At 67.7% G+C, this 19604-nt stretch carries 20 protein-coding genes and 1 pseudogene; 5 read left to right on the top strand and 16 right to left on the bottom strand.

Annotation, left to right across the window (positions count from 1 at the left end; all coding sequences use genetic code 11):
- The 11 genes and pseudogenes from G332_RS0111085 to bluB all read right to left on the bottom strand — a co-directional run.
- Positions 1 to 560: pseudogene (locus tag G332_RS0111085) on the bottom strand (flagellin); the annotation flags it as partial.
- A 159-nt stretch (positions 561 to 719) separates the two neighbouring features.
- Complete coding sequence (locus G332_RS12920) at positions 720 to 2279, bottom strand: sulfotransferase (protein ID WP_196800065.1); 1560 nt, start codon at positions 2277 to 2279, stop codon at positions 720 to 722.
- A gap of 298 nt (positions 2280 to 2577) precedes the next feature.
- A complete protein-coding gene (locus G332_RS0111075) occupies positions 2578 to 3204 on the bottom strand; it encodes a YIP1 family protein (RefSeq protein ID WP_019627062.1) in 627 nt (208 codons plus the stop codon).
- A 182-nt stretch (positions 3205 to 3386) separates the two neighbouring features.
- The gene (cobS, locus tag G332_RS0111070) at positions 3387 to 4160 is read right to left on the bottom strand and encodes an adenosylcobinamide-GDP ribazoletransferase (RefSeq protein ID WP_019627061.1); all 774 of its coding nucleotides are present in this window, start codon (positions 4158 to 4160) and stop codon (positions 3387 to 3389) included.
- Between the two features lie 175 nt (positions 4161 to 4335).
- Entirely contained in the window at positions 4336 to 4881 is a 546-nt protein-coding gene (locus G332_RS0111065) for a histidine phosphatase family protein (protein WP_019627060.1), read from the bottom strand.
- Between the two features lie 5 nt (positions 4882 to 4886).
- Complete coding sequence (gene cobT / locus G332_RS0111060; protein ID WP_019627059.1) at positions 4887 to 5948, bottom strand: nicotinate-nucleotide--dimethylbenzimidazole phosphoribosyltransferase; 1062 nt, start codon at positions 5946 to 5948, stop codon at positions 4887 to 4889.
- Between the two features lie 146 nt (positions 5949 to 6094).
- Complete coding sequence (gene cobU / locus G332_RS0111055) at positions 6095 to 6616, bottom strand: bifunctional adenosylcobinamide kinase/adenosylcobinamide-phosphate guanylyltransferase (protein ID WP_019627058.1); 522 nt, start codon at positions 6614 to 6616, stop codon at positions 6095 to 6097.
- Positions 6613 to 8103 carry a cobyric acid synthase gene (locus G332_RS0111050; RefSeq protein ID WP_019627057.1) on the bottom strand — a complete coding sequence of 497 codons (1491 nt, stop codon included), beginning with the start codon at positions 8101 to 8103 and terminating at the stop codon, positions 6613 to 6615. The genes cobU and G332_RS0111050 overlap by 4 nt, the downstream gene beginning before the upstream one ends.
- On the bottom strand, positions 8100 to 9113 hold the full coding sequence (gene cobD, locus G332_RS0111045; RefSeq protein ID WP_081619808.1) for a threonine-phosphate decarboxylase CobD: 1014 nt from the start codon (positions 9111 to 9113) through the stop codon (positions 8100 to 8102). The genes G332_RS0111050 and cobD overlap by 4 nt, the downstream gene beginning before the upstream one ends.
- A 37-nt stretch (positions 9114 to 9150) precedes the next feature.
- Positions 9151 to 10050, bottom strand: a complete 900-nt coding sequence (gene cbiB / locus G332_RS0111040) for an adenosylcobinamide-phosphate synthase CbiB (RefSeq protein WP_026340809.1) — start codon at positions 10048 to 10050, stop codon at positions 9151 to 9153.
- Between the two features lie 7 nt (positions 10051 to 10057).
- Positions 10058 to 10759 (bottom strand): 5,6-dimethylbenzimidazole synthase, encoded by a 702-nt coding sequence (gene bluB, locus G332_RS0111035; RefSeq protein WP_019627054.1) that lies wholly within the window; start codon positions 10757 to 10759, stop codon positions 10058 to 10060.
- A gap of 740 nt (positions 10760 to 11499) precedes the next feature.
- Here bluB and G332_RS0111030 point away from each other — a divergent pair.
- The 5 genes from G332_RS0111030 to G332_RS0111010 all read left to right on the top strand — a co-directional run bounded on the left by G332_RS0111030 (position 11500) and on the right by G332_RS0111010 (position 15741).
- Positions 11500 to 12345, top strand: coding sequence for a cobalamin-binding protein (locus tag G332_RS0111030; RefSeq protein WP_019627053.1), 846 nt, complete (start codon positions 11500 to 11502; stop codon positions 12343 to 12345).
- A 66-nt stretch (positions 12346 to 12411) separates the two neighbouring features.
- On the top strand, positions 12412 to 13383 hold the full coding sequence (locus G332_RS0111025; protein ID WP_019627052.1) for an iron ABC transporter permease: 972 nt from the start codon (positions 12412 to 12414) through the stop codon (positions 13381 to 13383).
- Positions 13383 to 14243 carry an ABC transporter ATP-binding protein gene (locus G332_RS0111020; RefSeq protein WP_019627051.1) on the top strand — a complete coding sequence of 287 codons (861 nt, stop codon included), beginning with the start codon at positions 13383 to 13385 and terminating at the stop codon, positions 14241 to 14243. The genes G332_RS0111025 and G332_RS0111020 overlap by 1 nt, the downstream gene beginning before the upstream one ends.
- A gap of 12 nt (positions 14244 to 14255) precedes the next feature.
- Positions 14256 to 14639, top strand: a complete 384-nt coding sequence (locus tag G332_RS0111015; protein WP_019627050.1) for a hypothetical protein — start codon at positions 14256 to 14258, stop codon at positions 14637 to 14639.
- Positions 14640 to 14892: 253 nt separating this feature from the next.
- On the top strand, positions 14893 to 15741 hold the full coding sequence (locus G332_RS0111010) for a pirin family protein (protein WP_019627049.1): 849 nt from the start codon (positions 14893 to 14895) through the stop codon (positions 15739 to 15741).
- Between the two features lie 169 nt (positions 15742 to 15910).
- Here the strand turns inward: G332_RS0111010 and glpK are convergent, their stop codons facing one another.
- The 5 genes from glpK to ftsB are packed head-to-tail and all read right to left on the bottom strand — an operon-like array spanning position 15911 to position 19496.
- Positions 15911 to 17431 (bottom strand): glycerol kinase GlpK, encoded by a 1521-nt coding sequence (glpK, locus tag G332_RS0111005; protein ID WP_019627048.1) that lies wholly within the window; start codon positions 17429 to 17431, stop codon positions 15911 to 15913.
- 22 nt (positions 17432 to 17453) lie between these two features.
- A complete protein-coding gene (locus G332_RS0111000; RefSeq protein WP_019627047.1) occupies positions 17454 to 17849 on the bottom strand; it encodes a VOC family protein in 396 nt (131 codons plus the stop codon).
- Positions 17846 to 18346: a 2-C-methyl-D-erythritol 2,4-cyclodiphosphate synthase gene (ispF, locus tag G332_RS0110995; protein WP_026340807.1), complete on the bottom strand. Its 501-nt coding sequence runs from the start codon at positions 18344 to 18346 to the stop codon at positions 17846 to 17848. The genes G332_RS0111000 and ispF overlap by 4 nt, the downstream gene beginning before the upstream one ends.
- Positions 18343 to 19089, bottom strand: a complete 747-nt coding sequence (gene ispD, locus G332_RS0110990; protein WP_019627045.1) for a 2-C-methyl-D-erythritol 4-phosphate cytidylyltransferase — start codon at positions 19087 to 19089, stop codon at positions 18343 to 18345. The genes ispF and ispD overlap by 4 nt, the downstream gene beginning before the upstream one ends.
- 5 nt (positions 19090 to 19094) lie before the next feature.
- The gene (ftsB, locus tag G332_RS0110985; RefSeq protein WP_019627044.1) at positions 19095 to 19496 is read right to left on the bottom strand and encodes a cell division protein FtsB; all 402 of its coding nucleotides are present in this window, start codon (positions 19494 to 19496) and stop codon (positions 19095 to 19097) included.
- Positions 19497 to 19604 lie beyond the last annotated feature (108 nt).

Here is a 19604-nt window from a genome sequence, read left to right as displayed (position 1 = left end):
TCGGTGATTTGTTCCTGCGTCAGGCCATTCGTGCCGGCCACCTCGGTCACACCCAGCTCGGAGGTGCGCGAGTCGACGCCGTTCACAGCAATGGTCTGACCCTGGTTCGCGCCCACCTGGAAGAAGATATCCTCGACACTGCCATCCAGGATGCGGCCGCCGTTGAACTCGGTGCTGTTGGCAATGCGCGAAACTTCCGACATCAACTGCTGCACTTCGTCATTCAGGGCCTGACGATCCGACGCCGAGTTGGAATCGTTCGCCGCCTGCACGGACAGTTCACGCGCCCGCTGCAGGGCATCACCCACCGTGCTCAATGCCCCTTCCGCAGTCTGCGCGAAGGAGATGCCATCATTGGAGTTGCGCACCGCCTGGTTCAAACCACGGATCTGGGTGCTGAAACGCTCGGAAATGGCCAGACCGGCCGCGTCATCCTTGGCGCTGTTGATCCGCAGGCCCGAGGACAGACGCTCCAGGCTCTGTGCCAGGGCACCCTGCGAGGCACCCAGATTCCGCTGGGCGTTCAGCGACAGAATGTTGGTGTTGATGATTTGGGACATGGTCGCTCTCCTGTAGAGTCGTAACTCGCCGCCTCGGGCGGTTCGGTTGGCGGTCCTGACCCGCCTTCAGTTCCCTTAACGACCACTCAACCCGTTCCTTTAGCCGGTTTTTCGGTTTTTTTGCATGGCGCCCGGTCGCCCGGGTAACGCGTTCTGCCCTCAGCCCTGGCGGATGCGGATTGAGGGTCGCTGCGCCCGTTCGGCCGCTGCATCCAGTGCCCGGACGAATATCGGCCGATACGCGGCATACACCTCGCCCAGGCCTCCAAACGCGGGGTTGATCTGGCTACGCCGACTGGAGCTGCCGCTGACACCCACGGTCTCCGGCGTGATCGCCTCACCATGCGCATTGGCACAATCCGGTTCCCAGTCCAGTCCATGCGCCTGCAGTACGTCGCTCACATGCCGGTCCGGTGCCTCCAGCATCTCCTCGTAGCGGATGCGCTGCACCCGATCCGGGAACAGTTCTTCCCAGTGGTCCGTGAGTCCTCGGTACAGGACGATGAACTCCGCAATGGTGTCGACCGCCCAGGCATACGGGAGCCTGTGTGCAAACCAGCGCATAAAGATCGCCATCGCGTTCTCGACCGGATCCCGCTCGCAGAAGACAAGGCGCGTATCCGGATTCAGCGTCATGATGGTGCCCGCATGCAGGATGTTCCCCGGGTTGGTCAGAAGATGTGTCCGGATAGCCGGATCCCGCGGTTCGCCCCAGGTGGCATCCACCCAGGTCCGCAGTTGCTGAATTCCGGCACCGTCCATCTCCCGCAACACCAGCGGGTACCGCTTGCGTACCGCACTCGGCAACTGGGTCAGCACCTCCCTCAGGGCTGCCAGCTCGCCGTAATCGCGGATACGACTGTGGGCAGCAAGCGCACCCTCCAGCAAGGACTTGCCAGAGCGAGGCGGGCCCAGCACCAGCGTCAGCGGCCTGGGCGATACCTCGGGCCCCTGAATCCCGGCCACCCATTGCGTATCGAATAGCTTTTCGGTTGCCCGGAAGGTCTTGCGCATCGCGCCGGCCCGGACTTGTTCGACCTCTTTCCCGATCACTTCCGCCTGGCAGCGATTGCCCGCCTGGTAGGATTCGAAGGCGGCATCCACCTCGCCTGCATCATGCCGCAGCTTGGCCAGCGCGAAGTGCATACGACCCTGATCGCGAAGGTCGTATTTACCCTTCTTCAGCACGCGCTCCAGCTCGTGGCGCGTGGATGACTCCGGCGAAAAATAGCGGGAATGGGCATAGGAGAACCAGAGCTTGGCCTTGTGCCGATCCGTCGCGACCAGGGATTCCAGAATCTCGGAGGCCTCCTCCCATTTCCCCTCGGCCTGCAATACGATCGCGTAGTTATCCAGCGCCAGGAGCATATCGGGGTCCAGCCGCAGCGCTTCCCGCAACGCAGCCCCGGCCGCATCGTAACGCCCGCGCAGGATCAGGATGCCGGCGAGGGCGTTGTAGCCGGCCGCGTCTTCCGGATGCATCTGGACCAGCTTCGATGCATATAACGTCGCAGTGCTGTACTGCTGGCGTTCGAACGCCGCCTGAATCAGCAACCGCAGTGCATCGGTGCTGTCCGGCTCGATGCCGAGGATCTCCCCGCACAGGCTCTGCAACTCGTCAAATGCGCCATCATCCAACGCCCGCCGGGCCTTCTTGACCAACCCCCCGACCCTGGAGGGCTTCGCTTTCACCTTTCTGCCTGCCTTCCGCGCCGCCATACGCCTCCCGGTCTTTCGTCCGTTTCGGGCCAGTATAGCGGGCCATACGCCCACCCGGACGCGTCCCCCAACATCTGTCCGACGCCTCCGCACCCACTGACGGACTATCCCGCCCCGGACCCTGCCCCGCATCCCGACACGGTTTCCGGAATGAAGCCCCAACGACTTTCCGATCTCCCAACGCCAGGATCCCGATAACCCCTGCACGGTTTCCGGGATGACCGCCCTGTGGCGATGCGGGCTTTGCGGTGCCCGCGGTGATCCAGGTTGGGGCCCGTCCGAGTGGAACGCGGGCGGGCTAGATCAGCCAGGTGGTGCCGATGCGATGCTCGGGGGTGGCACCGGGGATCAGGTCCATCAGCGCCCAGCCAAAGATCAGGGTGATGAAGGCCCCGCAAAAGATGGTGGCCACGAACAGGCCGATGCGGTTGCCCCGTTTGAGCCCGAGGATGCCGCGCAGCGACCAGTACAGGAGCCACAGGCTGTAGAAGATCAGCGCCAGCCCGATGCTGTTGCCCCAGGGCCACGGGAAAGCGGCCGCCACCTTGCCGACCCAGGCCGGCAACAATCCGATACTCACCGCAAGCATGGCCCGGTCGGGGTCCCCCCGGCCCTGAAACAACTCCGACAGGTAATGCGCGGACCAGGCCAGCCCCAGGGTGCCCACGCTCATGGCCAGCACGCTGTAAAGCCCGAAACCCCAGGCGTTCGGCATCGCCTCGGGCGGCAAACCGGCAGGGATTATCTGGTAGAGCCACTGACTGATAATCACGCTGGCCAGCAACACCGGAAACGCCAGCCGCAGGAAGGTTTGCCACCACGGCGGCACCGAGTCCAGCGCCCCGGCCGCGCGCACCGCGGCCAGTGGATTCAGGAACGTGCGCAGCGTCCAGCGCACGGGATTGAATGGAGTCATCACGGTCATGGCTGGAGTATGTGGCAAAGACATGACCATTCCATGACAAGCCGGCACCCGCCCGGTTGGTACCAATACGGCTCTGCCAGATCGCGATGAAGGTGGTGTGTGCTACGCAATGCGTTTGCCGGGGCCGGCCTCGGCCCCTCCGATCAGGCCAGACGTGCGTGCATCATCACATCATGGGTGTCCTAATACGGGCCGAGCGTCAACACCAGGATCACCAGCACGCAGGTCTCCGCCAGTTCCAGCGTGGCCCCGGCGGTGTCGCCAGTGAAGCCGCCCAGCCAGTCTTTCAGGGCGCGGGTGGCGCCCCAGACGAGCAGCGCGGTGGCGAGCAGGGCCGGAATCACGCCCCACAGTCCGGACACCAACCCCAGCGCCAGCAGCAGCAAGGTCACGCTGCCAATCACGCCCGTGGCAGCCCTGCGAGGCAGGTGCTGCGCCATCTCCGCGCCCAGCCCTGTCGGGTTCACGTAGGGCATCGTCAGAAACAGCACCGGGGGCACCAGGCGAGCCACCACAATCACCAGCAGCACGACGATCCACGCACCGGCCTCCACCACGGCCACCAGGGCCGCGAACTTGACCAGCAACACGAGGATGAGCGCCGCGACCGCCATTGGCCCGCTGGCGGGGTCCTTCATGATGGCGCGGGCGCGTTCCGGGTCGCGGTGACTGCCGACCCGGGCATCTACCGTATCGGCCAGCCCGTCCAGATGCAGCGCACCGGTAAGACCCACCCAGAGCGCCAGTAGCAGCGCCGCCACCAGCGGGGGTGGCGCACCGGGGATCGCCGTCAGCGTCATGCCCGCCAGCGCCAGAAGCAGTCCCAGAACCAGTCCGACCAGCGGATACGCCAGCAACGAACGCCCGAGATCCCCCGGTTGTGGTTCCAGTGCCGGCGTCGGCAATCGCGTCAGAAACTGCACCGCCAGCCACACAGGCGCCAGTATCGCGTTCACACCACACCCCCCGGCTCGATCTTCCATTGCACGCCACCGCCCGGCCCCAACGCCCTTCGCATTCCCCCTGCAGGAGCGTGCCTGCACACGAAGCCTCCGCCAGCGCCCGGAATCACCACGAGCTTTACCGGCCCGCACACCCCCACCGCCTGCAACCATCGGGGGTTTCGGAATTTCATCCTGCCACTTCCACCACATGAAGCGAGGCCAGCGGGGCCTCGATCGCGAGCAACTGCTCCAGCGGCTGGCCCTCAAGATGCGCACGCAGCAGCCGGATCACGCCGCCGTGCGTGACCACCAGCACCCGGTCCCCCGGCGTGACCACGCGCCGCGCCCAGCCCTCCAGTACCCGGTCGCGAAAACGGGCCAGATCCTCACCGTTCGGGGGCGGACAACCGAACGGGTCCTGCCAGAAGCGCCCCAGGGCATCCGCGTCCTGCTGCATGATCTGCTCCGCCGTCCGCCCTTCCCAGTCACCAAAGTGCAGCTCCCGGAACCGGGGTTCGCTCTGCAGCGGCAGTCCGGCAACCTGCGCAAAGCGTTCAGCAGGGCGCCGGCACCGCTGCAACGGAGAGGTCACGATGCGGTCCCACGGACCGGAGTCGGCAAACGCTGCCCGCATCGCCTGTTCACCCGCTACGGTCAGCGGGTCATCGCAGCCGCTACCGCGAAAGCCGCTCCCCGTGGTCTCGCCGTGGCGCAGCAGGCCGATGCGTGCCATGCCGTTTACCCGACCTCACCGGACACGCCGGCCTCGGCAAAGGTCGCCATGCCGGCATGCAGCTGACAGGCCAGGCGTAACAGCGGCACGGCCATCGCCGCGCCGCTGCCCTCGCCCAGGCGCATCTCCAGGCCCAGCAGAGGCTCGGCCGCCAGCGCCTCCAGCAGCCGCGCATGCCCCGGTTCCGCCGAGGCATGCCCGTAGAAGAACCATTGTTCGGCACCCGGGCACAGCCGCGTAGCCACCAGCGCCGCGGCAGTGCTGATGAAGCCATCCACCAGCACCGGAAGCCCGATCTGCGCCGCCGCGATATAGCTCCCCGCAAGCCCTGCGATCTCGAAACCGCCCAGCGCGCCCAGGCTGCCCAGGGCGTCGCCCCTTACTCCGGCGTGCAGCGCCAGTGCATGTTCGATTACCGCGGCCTTGTGTTGCACGCCTGGTGCATCCAGCCCCGTACCGGGCCCGGCCAGTTCAACCGCCGGGCGTTCCAGGATGGAACAGGCCAGGGCGGCTGCCGCCGTGGTATTGCCGATCCCCATCTCCCCACCGATGAACAACTGCGCGCCGCCGCGCCGGGCGCGTTCCGCGCACTGGCGCCCCACGTTCAGGGCCTGTTCCAGCTGCCCCGGCGTCATTGCGGCCTCACGTGCGAGGTTGGCCGTACCCGGGCCCAGCGCAACCTCCCGGATGGAGGCAGCCCCGGGCACCGCGTGTGCCGTGCCCAGATTGATCACCTCCAGCTCCGCGCCCAGCTCCCCCGCCAGCACCGCAATCGCCGCACCACCGGAGGCGAAGTTCGCCAGCATCTGAGCCGTCACCGACTGCGGAAAGCGCGAGATGCCTTCCTCCACGACCCCGTGATCACCGGCAAACACCGCGATCTGGATCCGTTCGATGGCCGGGCAAGTGCGGCCCTGCATTGCGGCCAGTCGTTCCGCCACGCCCTCCAGCCGCCCGAGCGCACCCGGCGGCTTGGTCAGCTGGCCCTGCCGCTCCGCCGCCGCGCGGCCGGCGTCCGCATCCAGTGGCGCCGGTGGCACCTGCAGCCAGTCACAATCCTCGGTCACATCCCCTCCTCGCTCTGCACCTGCAAACTCCCCCGTGTCGCCAGCCCGGGCCACCCACCTGCCCTCTTCCACACCACAGCCCCTTCGCACTGTCATCCCGACCGCCGATCTTCATCCCGGCCGCAGCGCGGCCGAGAGCCGGGCTTTCACAGCGGTTCGCCTTTCAGGATGTGCGGGAGGCCGGCGACAGTGAGCACGACGCGATCCATCTTCGGGGCCAGGCGCTGGTGCAGCCAGCCGGCCTCGTCGGCGAAGCGGCGCGACAGGGGATCGATCGGGGTAATCCCCAGCCCGGTCTCGTTGCTGACCAGGATCAGCGTTCCCGGAAGCGCCGGCAATGTCTCCAGTAGCGCCTCGCGCTCGCGTTCGATCCGTGGCTCGTCTTCGCTGCACAGAAGCTGGGTGAGCCACAGCGTCAGGCAATCCACCAGGAGACAGCGGCCTGGCGCCGCGGCCCGTTCCATCTGCGCAGCCAGATCGGTGCCCGCCTCGATCAGCCCCCAGTCGGCCGGACGGTCCGCGCGGTGCCGCTCGATCCGGCGCGCCATCTCGGCGTCGTCGGCGCGGGCCGTGGCCACGTAGGTGACCGGCCGGTCGGAGCTGGCGGCCAGACGTTCCGCCAGCCGACTCTTGCCCGAGCGCACGCCCCCCAGGATCAGCGTCTTCATCCGGTGCCCTTCCCCGTTCCACCCGGCTGCAGCAGGCGTTGGATTCGCTCCATGTCCAGGTATTCCTCCAGCGTGTCGGCCAGGCGTTCCAGACCACGCTTACGTGTAGCGTCCAGGTCCTCAGTCTGCGTCTGTCCCGGTGCGAGGCCCGCCCATTCCAGGATCGTGGCCAGTGCCCCGGCCTGGTCCAGCATCCCGTGCAGGTAGCTGCCGATCACCGCATCGTCTTCGCTGCGCGCGCCGTCCGGCCCGTGCTCGAGCTGCAGCAGTGGCCGCTGCAGTCCGTCCCCGCGGGTCACCCCGGCGTGGATCTCGTAGCCGGACACCGCCACCGAGTCGTCCAGCACCTGGCGCCCCTGGACCCGCGCCAGACGCTTCTCCGCGGCCAGGGTCGTTTCCACCTCCAGCAGACCCAGACCCGCGGTCGAACCCGCGGAACCCTCCACTCCGTCCGGGTCGTGCACGGCTCGGCCCAGCATCTGGAAGCCGCCGCAGATCCCCAGCACCCGGCCACCGTAGCGCACATGCCGCTCCAGCGCGGCGTCCCAGCCCTGCGCGCGCAGCCAGGCCAGGTCACTGCGCACCGCCTTGGACCCCGGCAGGATCACCAGATCCGCCGGCTGTAACGACTCGCCAGGCCCGACAAAACGCAGATCCACCGCCGGGTGCAGGCGCAGCGGGTCGAAATCGGTATGGTTGGAGATACGCGGCAGGGCCGGCACGACCACCTTCAGCGCATCCGTAGCCTTCTCCGGCACTGCCTCGCGCGGCAGGGCATCCTCGGCATCCAGATAAAGCCCGTGCAGGTACGGAATCACGCCGAGCACCGGCTTGCCGGTCTCCTGTTCCAGCCAGTCCAGCCCAGACTGCAGCAGGGCCACGTCGCCACGGAAACGATTGATCACGAAGCCGCGCACTCGGGCGCGCTCGCTTGCGCTCAGCAGCGCCAGGGTGCCGACCAGATGGGCGAACACCCCGCCGCGGTCGATATCCGCAACCAGGATCACCGGGCAGTCCACCGCCTCGGCAAAACCCATGTTCGCGATATCCCCCGCGCGCAGGTTGATCTCCGCCGGCGAGCCGGCGCCTTCCACCAGCACATGCTCGAAGCGGGCGCACAGCCGCGCATGCGCCGCCCGCACCGCCGCAAACGCCGCCGGCTTGTAGTCGTGGTAGGCACGCGCATCCATCTGCGCCGCCGCGCGACCATTGATGATGACCTGCGCGCCCTGATCCGAGCTGGGCTTGAGCAGCACCGGATTGAAGTCCGTATGCGGCTCCAGGCCGCAGGCCGCCGCCTGCAGCGCCTGGGCACGACCGATCTCGCCACCGTCCACGGTGACCGCGCTGTTCAGCGCCATGTTCTGTGGCTTGAACGGTGCCACACGCCGCCCGCGCCGATGCAGCACGCGCGCGAGCCCGGCCACGAGCACGCTCTTGCCGGCATCCGAGGTGGTCCCCTGCACCATCAGCGTCGTAGCGTTCACAACGCCTCCAGTGCCTGTTCCAGACGGTGCCACTGAGCCTCGTCGCCCGGCAGCCCGAAACGCAGGCTGGCGGGGTCGTCGAAACGACGCACCAGGATGGCCTGTCGCGCGAGCGCATCCTGAAGCACGACCGCATCCTCGCGCCGTACCCAGCGAAACAGTGCAGCCCCCCCCGCAGTCGTTATCCCGCAGCGCCGCAGTAGCTGCTCGAGGCGCGCACCTGCCAGTGTCAGGGTCGCGCGGGTCTGCTCCTGCCAGGCGCGATCCTCCAGTGCGCGCGTGGCGGCCCAGCGCGCCGGGCCGGACAGCGCCCACGGGCCCAGCCGCTCCGCCAGCGCCGCCCGCAGCGCCGGTTCTGCCGACAGGAACCCGACCCGCGCCCCGGCCAGCCCGAAGAACTTGCCCAGCGATCGCAACACCAGCAACCCCGGTCCCGGGCCCGAATCCGGGGTCGCCGTCAGCACACTATGCTCGGGCACCGTGTCCATGAAGGCCTCGTCCACCACCAGCCAGCCGCCGCGACCCACGAGCTGCTGGTGCCAGCGCAGCAGCGTCTCCACGGGCACGCGCAGTCCGGTCGGGTTGTTAGGGTTGACCAGCACCAGCACATCCAGATGCGGCAGACGCGCCTCGATCGCGGCCTGCACCCCTTCACCAAGCGCCGGGAGCGCCTCGACCCGGTGCCCGGCCAGGCGCCAGCCCCGCGCATGCTCGTTGTAGCTGGGTGCCAGGATCCCGACCCGGGCGGCCACCGGACGCAATTGTGGCAGCAGCTGGATGGCTGCCTGCGAGCCGGGCAGCGGCAACAACCCCTCGCAGCCGTAATAGCGCGCCGCAGCCGCCTCCAGACCGTCATCCGACTCCGGCAGACGCGCCCAGACCACCGCCGGGGGCAAGCCCAGCGGGTAGCCGTTTGGGTTGATGCCGGTTGACAGGTCCAGCCAGTGTTCCGGCGCGATCCCGTAATGCCTGGCCGCCGCGCGCAGGCCGCCGCCATGGACCTGGGTCAGCGCGGCCCCGGCTACCTCTGCAGCGGCAGCCGGCGGGTCACAGGATCGCAATGCTGACCCCGACCACGATCGCACCCATCCACAACGACAGCGCCCGGTCTACCAGCCCCATCGCCGCACGAATGCCGGCGGCATCCGGCATCGCCCCCATGCCCAGCCGCGGCCGCCACTGGGGTTCGCCCTGATACTGACCGGTACCACCCAGCACCAGTCCCAGGGCCCCCGCTCCGGCGGCCATCACGGAACCGGCATTGGGGCTCTTCCAGGCCGGGGCCTGCTCGCGCCAGCACTGCAAGGCATCGCGGGTACGTCCGGCCAGAGCGTACGCCAGTGCGGTCAGGCGCGCCGGGACCCAGTTCAACAGGTCATCCAGCCGCGCAGCCGCCCACCCGAAGCGCGAGTAACGCGCGTTGCGGTAGCCCCACATGGCATCCAGCGTATTCACCAGGCGATACAGCACCACGCCGGGCGCGCCGGCCACCAGGAACCAGAAAATAGTGCCGAACAGGGCATCATTACCATTCTCCAGCACGGACTCGACTGTCGCGCCGCTGACGCCCCTCGTATCCAGGGCCTCGCTGTCGCGGCTGACCAGCTTCTGCACTTCCTGCTGCGCCTGGCCCAGATCGTCGATCTCCAGTGCGCGCGCGACGCGTTCGGCGTGCTCGTCCAGACTGCGCCAGCCCAGCGCCAGCGTCAGCACGATCAGCCCCACCAGCCAGACCGGCAACAGTTGCTGCAACCAGAGCGTGACCAACACGCCGGGCACGACCAGTGCGGCCAGCAGCATTGCGCCGCGGACCCGGCCATCGTGATAGAAGCGCCGCTCCATGCGCTGGACCAGCAGGCCGAAACCGGCCAGCGGGTGCCAGCGCTTCGGGTCCCCGAACATGCGATCCACTACCAGCGCCCCAACGAGCGTGAGAAACGCGATCAGTATCGGATCATTCACCCTTCTGTTCTCCCTTTAGCGTGTCACCGCTACTGCCCCAGCGGTCTTCGAAAATCAGTTCGTCCAGCGATCGGCGCTCATCCCAGCCCGCCTGCTCCAGCATCGGGCGTTCGTAGAAGCCGTCCACATGCCCCAGGCAGAGGATCGCGATCGGACTTGCCCCGGCAGGCATCTCCAGCGCTGTTGCCAGCCACTCCGGGTCGAACAGCGACACCCAGCCCATGCCAAGCCCCTCGGCCCGCGCGGCCAGCCACAGGTTCTGGATCGCACAGGCGGCCGAGCACAGATCCATTTCCGGCAAGGTTCGTCGCCCCAGCACGTAGCGTTCACGCCGATCGGTCAGCGCGACTACCAGCACTTCGCCGGCATCACGAATACCCTCCAGCTTCAGCCGCTGCACTTCGGCCGCGCGCTCGCCACAGGCCTGTGCGGTACGTTCCTGCTCCGCGGCCACATGACCATGCAGGCGCTCGCGCAAGGCGGGAGCGGTGATGCGCAGGAACCGCCACGGCTGCATGTAACCCACACTCGGGGCCTGGTGCGCCGCCTCGAGTAACCGCCGCAAAACCGCCGGGTCCACCGGTTCGGGGCGGAAATGCCGCATATCGCGGCGTTCGGCGATCACGCGATAGATCGCCTTGCGTGCATCCGCGACAAAGGCATGGGGTGTACGAGCAGGGGTGTCGGAGGACATGCGGACTTCCGTCGGGGCGATCGCGCAACATAGCAACCGGCCGCTGTCCGTATGCCCGAGCGGCAAACGTCCAGCCAACCGGCACCCACTGCACCGTCGCAGGTTTTTCAGGGCGACGCCGATCCGCATTCATGGACCCGCGTTGCCGTCTCCAGAATCGTCTCCGGGCGCGCGCACCACGACACCGCCAGATCGGCGGACAGTTTACCGCGCAGTACCTACTCACCATGGTCTGGCTGGCAGGCCGGGGTTCCGGGCCGGTGCGCCTGCGGGGCGGCGCCGACCCTCTACCCGCTTCCCGATCCATAACAATCGTGTCAGCACCGGGGCATGCACGACCGCCGCATCCAGCATCGTGTGATGCAAAACCATCATCCCGTGTGCAAGTAGACCTCGGGCGCAAGAAAACCCGGATCAAACCATTCGGTGTTTCCGGGCCGCCCGGTCGCGGAAACACCGCGGCGCCACGCGGCTGTGCCGATGGATCGGTGTTCGCTTGAATCCCGCAAATCTTTGCGCGGCATCGGACAAGCGGGCATATAAGGATACGCCGATATGGCTGCATTGGCCACCAGGCCTACGCGTAGGCCCTTGTGATCGGCTGCTATCATCGCCGATGATCTGGCGCCCAACAATTTCGCGCCTTGACCTTAAGAATATCTCCTAACTAACGGATTTCAATGATCAAAAAAAGCCGAACCTTCACCCTAGCCGGCAGCTTACTGGCACTACTTGTTCCCATGATGGCCGCGGCTTCGCCCGTGACGGTGGAGGACGATGGCGGCCACGAGCTGCGCCTCGACCAGCCCGCCCAGCGCATCGTCAGCCTGGCCCCGCACATCACCGAAGTCGTGTACGCCGTCGGCGCGGGCGATCGCCTGGTTGGGGCCACTCAATACAGCGACTACCCGCCAGAGGCCGCCGACCTCCCCCGGGTCGGCGGCTACAGCCGCATCGACCTGGAACGCGTGCTGAAACTGGAGCCGGACCTGATCATTGCCTGGCGCAGCGGCAACGCCGGCAGCCAGATCGAACGCCTGCGCGATCTCGGCATCCCGGTCTATGTCTCGGAGCCGCGACGCTTCGAGGGCGTCGCCTCCAGCATGCGGCGCATCGCCCGCCTGGCAGGTACCGCAGCCGCGGGCGATGCCGCCGCACAGGATTTCCTTGACCGTATCGAGGCCCTGCGCGACGAGTACGCCCACCGGCCCCCGGTCCGGGTGTTCTATCAGGTCTGGGAACAGCCGCTGATGACCATCAACGACCAGCACCTGATCGCCGAGGCAATCGAGGTCTGCGGCGGCGACAACGTCTTCGGTCACCTCGACCGACTGGTCCCGCGCATGGATCGCGAGGCGGTGATCGAAGCGGACCCCGAGGTCATCATCGGTGGCGGCATGGGCGAGGACCGGCCCGACTGGGTACGCGCCTGGGAACGCTGGGAGGACCTGACGGCCGTCCAGCGCGACAACCTGTTCTTCATTGCCCCTTCGCTACTGCAACGGCACACGCCGCGCATTGCCGAAGGGACCGCCCTGATGTGCGAGAAACTGGAACGCGCGCGATTGCGTCGCCCGGATCGATAACACCATGCGGCTCATTTCACATCCTCGCGGGCGCTGCGCGCCGGCGGTTGCGCGGCGCGCACGCCGATGACCCGCGCCTTCCTGCTGGCAATCGGGGTGCTGTTGCCGGCCTCCGTGCTGGCCGTACTGGTCGCGCTGGCCTTTGGCAGCGTGGCCATCCCCATGGCCGAGCTGCTGGCCGTATTCACCGATGATGCCTCGCGCCTGCACAGCACGCTGGTACTGGACCTGCGCCTGCCACGGGCCCTGGCCGCATTCGCGGCCGGCGGGCTGCTGGGGATCGCCGGGGCGCTGATGCAGGTGCTGCTGCGCAACCCACTGGCCGATCCCTATGTACTGGGGCTGTCCGGCGGGGCCTCGGTCGGGGCGCTACTGGCCATGCTGGCGGGTTTGTCGATGTTCTCCGTCTCGGTAGCCGCCTTCGCAGGCGCGTTGCTGTCCACCGTGATCGTGTTCGGTCTTGCCCACGGCACCGGCAGCTGGACACCAACGCGCCTGCTGCTCACCGGGGTGGTCGTAGCCGCTGGCTGGGGCGCAATGATCAGCTTCATCCTGGCTGTCAGCCCCACCGCGGAACTGCCCGGCATGCTGTACTGGCTGATGGGGGATGTGTCGCATGCCACGAACCCCTACCCGGCCTGGGGCGTGCTGGTGCTGGTCGTACTGCTGGCGCTGCCGCTGGGACGCACGCTGAACGTACTAGCACGCGGCCCGATGCAGGCCGCCGCCCTGGGTGTTGCGGTACGCCCGGTGGAGTGGAGCATCTACATCGCAGCCGCGCTGATCACCGCGACCGCCGTGACACAGGTCGGGGCGGTGGGCTTTGTCGGCCTGATCGTGCCGCACATGCTGCGCCTGATATTCGGCAACGACCAGCGCGTGATCCTGCCGGCCTCAGCTCTGGCCGGTGGCATCCTGCTCACCCTGGCAGATACCCTCGCCCGCACCATCATCGCGCCGGAACAGCTCCCGGTCGGGGTTATTACCGCCATGCTGGGGGTCCCCGTATTTCTTTTCCTGCTCTACCGGAGCCGCTGATGGCCGAGCGCCCGCAACCCGTCGCCCGCCCGCAACCGCATCGCGACGTCGCGGAGGCCCGCAGCGTGCATGAGGCCCCGGGGCCGGACACCCTGCTGGCCACGCGCAATCTGGTCATCGACGTCCCCGGTCGCACGGCCGGGGCGCCCCTGGACCTGACGGTAAACCCCGGCCAATGCTGGGGCATCCTCGGGCCCAACGGCGCCGGCAAGAGCACCTTGCTGCACACCCTGGCCGGTCTGCGCGATGCCCGCGCCGGTCGCGTCGAACTGCAGGGGACCCCGCTGGCACAGCACGCGCGCCGCGACCTGGCGCGCGGCCTTGGGCTGGTGTTTCAGAAGCACCACGACGGCTTCCCGGCCACCGTACTGGAGACCGCGCTGATTGGTCGCCACCCGTATCTGCGCCCCTGGGACATCGAGACGGCACAGGACTACACCCTCGCCCGCCGCGCGCTGGCGGAGATGGATCTGAGCGGCATGGAAGACCGACTGGTGGATACGCTTTCCGGCGGCGAACGCCAGCGCCTGGCCATCGCCACCGTCCTCACCCAGGATCCCGCGCTGCTGCTGCTGGACGAACCCACCAGCCAGCTCGACCTCCACCACCAGGTAGCAGTACTGAACCGGGTGCGCACCATCGCGGCGCAAGCCGGCCGGGCGGCCATCCTCGTGCTGCATGACGTGAACCTGGCGGCACGCTACTGCGACCACCTTCTGCTGCTGTTCCCGGACGGCGCCGCCTGCTGGGGGCCAACCCCGACCATGCTGGTACCCGGCGCGCTGGAGCGTCTGTACAACCAGTCCCTGAGCGTCGGCGAGATCGACGGCCGCCCGGTCTTTCTGCCCACCATCCCGTAATCGAGGAACGTCATGGAGTTCTTTCGCACCCTTCCTCTGCAGGCGGATGCCGAAACTCTGCAGGCCGCGATCACTGTGCCCACCCTGCCCCGGCTCAGCAGCGCCATTGATGCCCTGCTGGAGAATGCAGGCCCCGATGCCGGGGTCGTCTACTGCCTGTGGGGAGAGTTTCGCGTGCACCGGGAATGCATCAATGGCGGCCTGCGATTCAGCCTGCCGGGCTGCCCCAACGCGCTGGCCTGGACCCTGACCACCGGCCACCCGCCCGCCCCCGACGCGGTGATCCTGCACCTGACCATCAACCGCTCGGAGCACGAGCCGGATTTCGTCGAGAGCCTGGAATTCTTCGCCGACAGCTGGCTGGACCTGACCCGAATCCCGTCCGGGCAGCTCTGACCAGAGCCCACATCCGCCACTCTCCGGGGCGAAGGATGGGATGCGGTCAACGAACCCCCTCAAGAGGCGTGGTGACGGCCGCACAGCCGCCCTACACAGGGGCGCCGCAACGCCGCGGGCATGTTCTTGATGCGCAACGACCAGACCCCGAGCGACCGCCGCTCCGGCGGACGCCCGGCGCATGGCGAGATCGGATGCAATTTTATTTTGTCTGCATGGTCGGTATCGTTTCGGGGCTTAACGAGGAGACGCCATGACCCCCACACCGCCGGACAGCGTACGCAACGCCCAGCCGACCCAGGACGGCGCAGGCGTGAAGATTCGCCGCATCCATGATTTTCGCGGCGGACTGGACCCGTTCCTGATGCTGGATGAGCTCAAGGCGAGTGCGCGCGAGGACTACATTGGCGGCTTTCCCTCGCACCCGCACCGCGGCTTCGAGACGCTGACCTACCTGGTCCATGGCGGTCTGACCCACGAGGATTCCATGGGCAACCAGGGCCGGGTGGAGGCCGGGGAGGCACAGTGGATGAGCGCCGGGCGCGGGGTGATCCATTCCGAGATGCCGCTGCTGGACGCCGACGGACTGCACGGCTTCCAGCTATGGGTCAATCTGCCGGCCATGCGCAAGATGGACGCACCGCGCTATCGCGATGTGCGTGCCGACGCCATGAGCCATCTCCCGGAAGACGGCGGCCCGCTGCATTTCAAGGCCATTGCCGGCTCCTGGCAGACCAGTGCCGGCGATACCGAGGGCCCGCTGCCGCAGATCGGCGAAGGGGCCGCCATGGCCGAGCTGACGCTGCCGGCCGGGTACCGCCTATCACTCGCCGTACAACTGGAAGATCGCGTGCTGGCCTATGTCTTCGCTGGCGAACTAACCGGTCTCCGGAGCGGCCAGCTGGGCGTCTGGAACGGCCAGACCCAGATCCACCTGATTGCCCGGCAGGATGCTCGCGTACTGCTGTTCAAGGGCCGCCCCCTGCGCGAACCGATCGTTCACTACGGGCCGTTCGTCATGAACACCCCGGACGAGATCGAACAGGCGATCAACGACTACCAGAGCGGCCAGCTCGCCGCCGAACCGGCCAGCATGGACTGAATCCCGGGCCCAGTCCGGGCCTGGCGGGGTCTTCGCGGGCAAGCCCGCTCCCACAGCGATCTGGGCCGGGCTGCCTGTCGAAGCCATCGCTCTACCTGCAGCCCCCTGTGGGAGCCGCCTTGGCGGCGAAGCCCCCGCACGCGTCGGCGAGGCCCCAGACCATCACCCGCTACGGCGTCGAGTCGCTGTCGTCCTCACGTGCCCAGCCCATGGTGCGCTTCACGGCCTTCTTCCAGCCGCGGTAGTACTGTTCCCGCGTGGCCGCGTCCATCTGCGGCTCGAACACCCGGTCCAGCCCACCCTTCTGCGTCAGTTCGTCACGCGTCCAGAAGCCGACCCCCAGTCCCGCGAGCCAGGCGGCCCCCAACGCGGTGGACTCGGTCACCGCCGGGCGCTCGACCCGCACCCCGAGCATGTCGGCCTGAAACTGCATCATCACGTTGTTGGCCACGGCCCCGCCGTCGACCCGCAGGGCCTTCAGCGCGATCCCGGCATCCCGCGCCATGGCATCGATCACATCGCGCGTCTGATAGGCCAGCGCATCCAGCGTAGCGCGGGTGATGTGCTCCTTGCGCGTACCACGGGTCAGGCCGAAGATGGCGCCGCGCGCGTACATGTCCCAGTACGGGGCCCCCAGCCCGGCAAACGCAGGCACCACGTAGACCCCGTCGGCGTCCGCCACCTTGCCCGCGTAGTACTCGGAATCCTCGGCCGCGTCGATCAGGTGAAGCTCGTCGCGCAGCCACTGGATCGCGGCCCCGGCGATGAAGATCGAGCCCTCCAGCGCGTATTCCACCCGGCCGTCCAGCGACCACGCGAGGGTGGTGAGCAACCCGGACCGGGACTCCACCGGCGTATCGCCCGTGTTCATCAGCAGAAAACAGCCAGTCCCGTAGGTATTCTTGGCCATGCCGGGCTCGAAACATCCCTGACCGAACAGGGCCGCATGCTGATCCCCCGCCACGCCGGCGATCGGGACCTCCGCGCCGCCGAACATCTCGGCGCCGGTGACGCCCAGCACGCCACTGGAGTCCACCACCTCGGGCAGCATCGCGCGCGGGACCCGGAACCGCTCCAGCAGCTCGGCATCCCATTCCAGGGTGTGAATGTTGAACAGCTGGGTGCGCGCGGCATTCGTCACGTCGGTCACGTGACGTTCCCCGCGTGTGAGGTTCCATATCAGCCAGCTGTCCACGGTGCCAAAGGCAAGTTCGCCCCGTTCCGCGCGCTCGCGCGCCCCGTCCACATGATCCAGGAGCCAGCGCAGCTTGCTGGCCGAGAAATAGGCATCCACGACCAGACCGGTACGCTCGCGCAGCAAGCCCTCGAGGCCCTGCGCCTTCAGTTCGTCACAGAACGCGGCGGTGCGCCGGTCTTGCCACACGATCGCATTGGCAATCGGCTCCCCCGTGGCGCGGTCCCATACCACCGTGGTCTCGCGCTGATTGGTGATGCCAATTGCGGCCAGTCGGGAAGGCTTGATACCGCGCGTCTCCAGCACTTCCCGCGCCACGCCGATCTGGGTGCCCCAGATCTCCATCGGGTCGTGTTCCACCCAGCCGGGCTCCGGATAGATCTGGGCGAAATCCTTCTGCGCCACGCCGACGATCGTGCCCGTGCGGTCGAACAGGATGGCTCGGCAGCTGGTGGTGCCCTGGTCCAGGGCAAGGATGTAGCGCGCGTCGCTCATGAGGGGACTCTCCCTGGCCGATTCAGGCACCGTCCTCGATCAGCTCAATGGCATTGCCGTCGGGGTCCCGCACGAATGCCGCGGGGCGGCCGGAGCGGCTGCGTTCCACCGCAAACCCCGCGCCCTCCAGCCGCGCCGCGAATCCCTCCAGGTCATCCACGCGCAGCGCCAGGTGGCGGTCCTGCCCGCACCGTACCGCACGCTCGGTCGGGTCCGGGTTCGGCACCTGCAGCAGGTGCAGGGCCTGGCCGTTTCCAAGGTCGTACCACAGCCCCGGAAACCCGAGTTCGGGCCGCTCCAGCGGCGCCAGCCCCAGGAGGTCCCCGTAGAACTCGCGCCCGGCCTGCATATCCGCAATGACCAGGCTGGCGTGATGCAGGCCCAGGACTCCCGCCTTCCCGCGCCCGGCCCCGTTCATACCCGCAGCATCGCCGAGGCCGGTTCCAGCAGCACGATTGCCTGCGCCGCCACGCCCTCCTTGCGCCCGGTGAACCCGAGGTGTTCGGTCGTCGTGGCCTTCACGCTGACGGCCTCGGGCATCAGGCCGGTATCCGCGGCAATATGATCGCGCATGGCGCGGACATGCGGCGCCAGCTTTGGCGCCTGCGCGATCACGGTGGAATCGATGTTGACCGGGCGCCAGCCGGCAGCCGCAACACGCTGGAGGACCTCCCGCAGCAGGACGCGGCTGTCCGCGCCGCGAAATGCCGGATCGGTATCGGGAAAATGCTGTCCGATATCGCCCAGGGCTGCGGCCCCGAGCAGCGCATCACAGACCGCGTGCAGCAACACATCGCCGTCCGAATGCGCCACGAAGCCCCGTTCGAACGGGATGCGCACCCCCCCAAGAACGAGATGATCTCCGTCCCCGAAGGCATGTACATCGAACCCCTGACCGATACGCATCACACTCACGGGCGGTACCCTCCCTCCAGCCGGCCCTGCTGCATCAGATAGAGTCGGGCCAGCTCCAGATCCTCGGCGCGGGTGATCTTGATATTCATCGCCGAGCCCTCGACCAGCCGCGGGTGTTCACCCAGGTATTCGATCGCGCTCGCCTCGTCCGTCACCGCGTGTCCGCAGGACCGGGCGCGGGCATTGGCACGGCGCAGCATGTCGAGCCGGAACATCTGTGGTGTAAGAGCGCGCCACACTCGATCCCTCGCCAGACTGTGTTCGACGCTCCTGTCTCCGTCACTCCACTTGATGGTATCGGTGCTGGGGCTGGCCAGCAGGCCGCCCACCGGGTCATCCCGCAGCTCTTGCAACAACCGATCGACATCGCTGGCCGGCAGGCAGGGCCGGGCAGCATCGTGTACCAGCACCCAGTCATCGCCATGGGCGCGGTCGCTCAGGAAATCCAGGCCGTTCTGCACCGAATCCGCCCGCTCCGCGCCCCCTGCCACGCGGAACAGGCGTCCCCCGGCAAGCGGCAAATCCAGGGCATCGGGGTCCACATCCGGCCCCAGCACCAGGACCACGCCGCGGATGCGCGGGTGCTCCAGAAAGACAGAAAGGGTATGCGCCAGAATGGTGCGCGACCCCAAGGTGAGATACTGCTTGGGGCGATCCAGCCCCATGCGGCGCCCAATCCCGGCCGCGGGTATCAGCGCCCAGAACGCCGGCTCGCGTCCGGAGGCCTGCGATGATTCAGCCATCGATTTCAGCCATCAAAGGGGTCCTCGGGGGGCAGAGCATCCGTCGCCGGCGCGGCGTCCTCCGGAACCCGCGTCCCGGGGTTGGCCTCCCGGGCCGGGCCCGGCAGCGGCTCCACCTGCAGATGTGCGGGTTCATCCTCGCCAGCCACGAAGAAAAAGATCTCGTCGTCGCGGATCATGCCGAGATCGCGCCGCGCACGTTCCTCCACCGCCTCGGTACCACTGCGCAGATTTCGGACCTCGGCCTCCAGCGCCTGGTTACGCTGCTCCAGCTCGGTATTTTCCGCCCACTGACGCTCCACCTGTGCGCGCAGGTCACGCACATCGCTCCAGCTGCCTTCGCCCAGCCACAAAGGCCATTGCAACAGCAGGAACACCGCGGCAAGCCCCGCCAGCAGATGGCGCATCAGTGCACCTCCACGCAAGCGTATACGGCATGGGCGCTCCCACAAACCGTCAGGGGGCCGGGTTGCAGTCGCGGGACCGTTGCGCCATCCACCACCATGCCCGGCATT

Origin of the sequence: Thioalkalivibrio sp. ALJT, from assembly GCF_000381825.1 — a bacterium.
Taxonomy (GTDB): domain Bacteria; phylum Pseudomonadota; class Gammaproteobacteria; order Ectothiorhodospirales; family Ectothiorhodospiraceae; genus Thioalkalivibrio.
Note: the sequence above shows the minus strand (reverse complement) of the source record. Positions and strands in the feature narration are given on the sequence as shown.

Coding starts and splice junctions, on each gene's coding strand:
- G332_RS12920 (WP_196800065.1), bottom strand. CDS start 2,279: ATGGCGGCGCGGAAGGCAGGCAGAAAGGTGAAAGCGAAGCCCTCCAGG.
- bluB (WP_019627054.1), bottom strand. CDS start 10,759: ATGTCCTCCGACACCCCTGCTCGTACACCCCATGCCTTTGTCGCGGAT.
- G332_RS0111020 (WP_019627051.1), top strand. CDS start 13,383: ATGGCCGAGCGCCCGCAACCCGTCGCCCGCCCGCAACCGCATCGCGAC.
- G332_RS0111025 (WP_019627052.1), top strand. CDS start 12,412: ATGACCCGCGCCTTCCTGCTGGCAATCGGGGTGCTGTTGCCGGCCTCC.
- G332_RS0111075 (WP_019627062.1), bottom strand. CDS start 3,204: ATGACCGTGATGACTCCATTCAATCCCGTGCGCTGGACGCTGCGCACG.
- glpK (WP_019627048.1), bottom strand. CDS start 17,431: ATGAGCGACGCGCGCTACATCCTTGCCCTGGACCAGGGCACCACCAGC.
- G332_RS0111015 (WP_019627050.1), top strand. CDS start 14,256: ATGGAGTTCTTTCGCACCCTTCCTCTGCAGGCGGATGCCGAAACTCTG.
- G332_RS0111010 (WP_019627049.1), top strand. CDS start 14,893: ATGACCCCCACACCGCCGGACAGCGTACGCAACGCCCAGCCGACCCAG.
- ftsB (WP_019627044.1), bottom strand. CDS start 19,496: ATGCGCCATCTGCTGGCGGGGCTTGCCGCGGTGTTCCTGCTGTTGCAA.
- ispD (WP_019627045.1), bottom strand. CDS start 19,089: ATGGCTGAATCATCGCAGGCCTCCGGACGCGAGCCGGCGTTCTGGGCG.
- G332_RS0111000 (WP_019627047.1), bottom strand. CDS start 17,849: ATGAACGGGGCCGGGCGCGGGAAGGCGGGAGTCCTGGGCCTGCATCAC.
- G332_RS0111030 (WP_019627053.1), top strand. CDS start 11,500: ATGATGGCCGCGGCTTCGCCCGTGACGGTGGAGGACGATGGCGGCCAC.
- G332_RS0111065 (WP_019627060.1), bottom strand. CDS start 4,881: ATGGCACGCATCGGCCTGCTGCGCCACGGCGAGACCACGGGGAGCGGC.
- cobU (WP_019627058.1), bottom strand. CDS start 6,616: ATGAAGACGCTGATCCTGGGGGGCGTGCGCTCGGGCAAGAGTCGGCTG.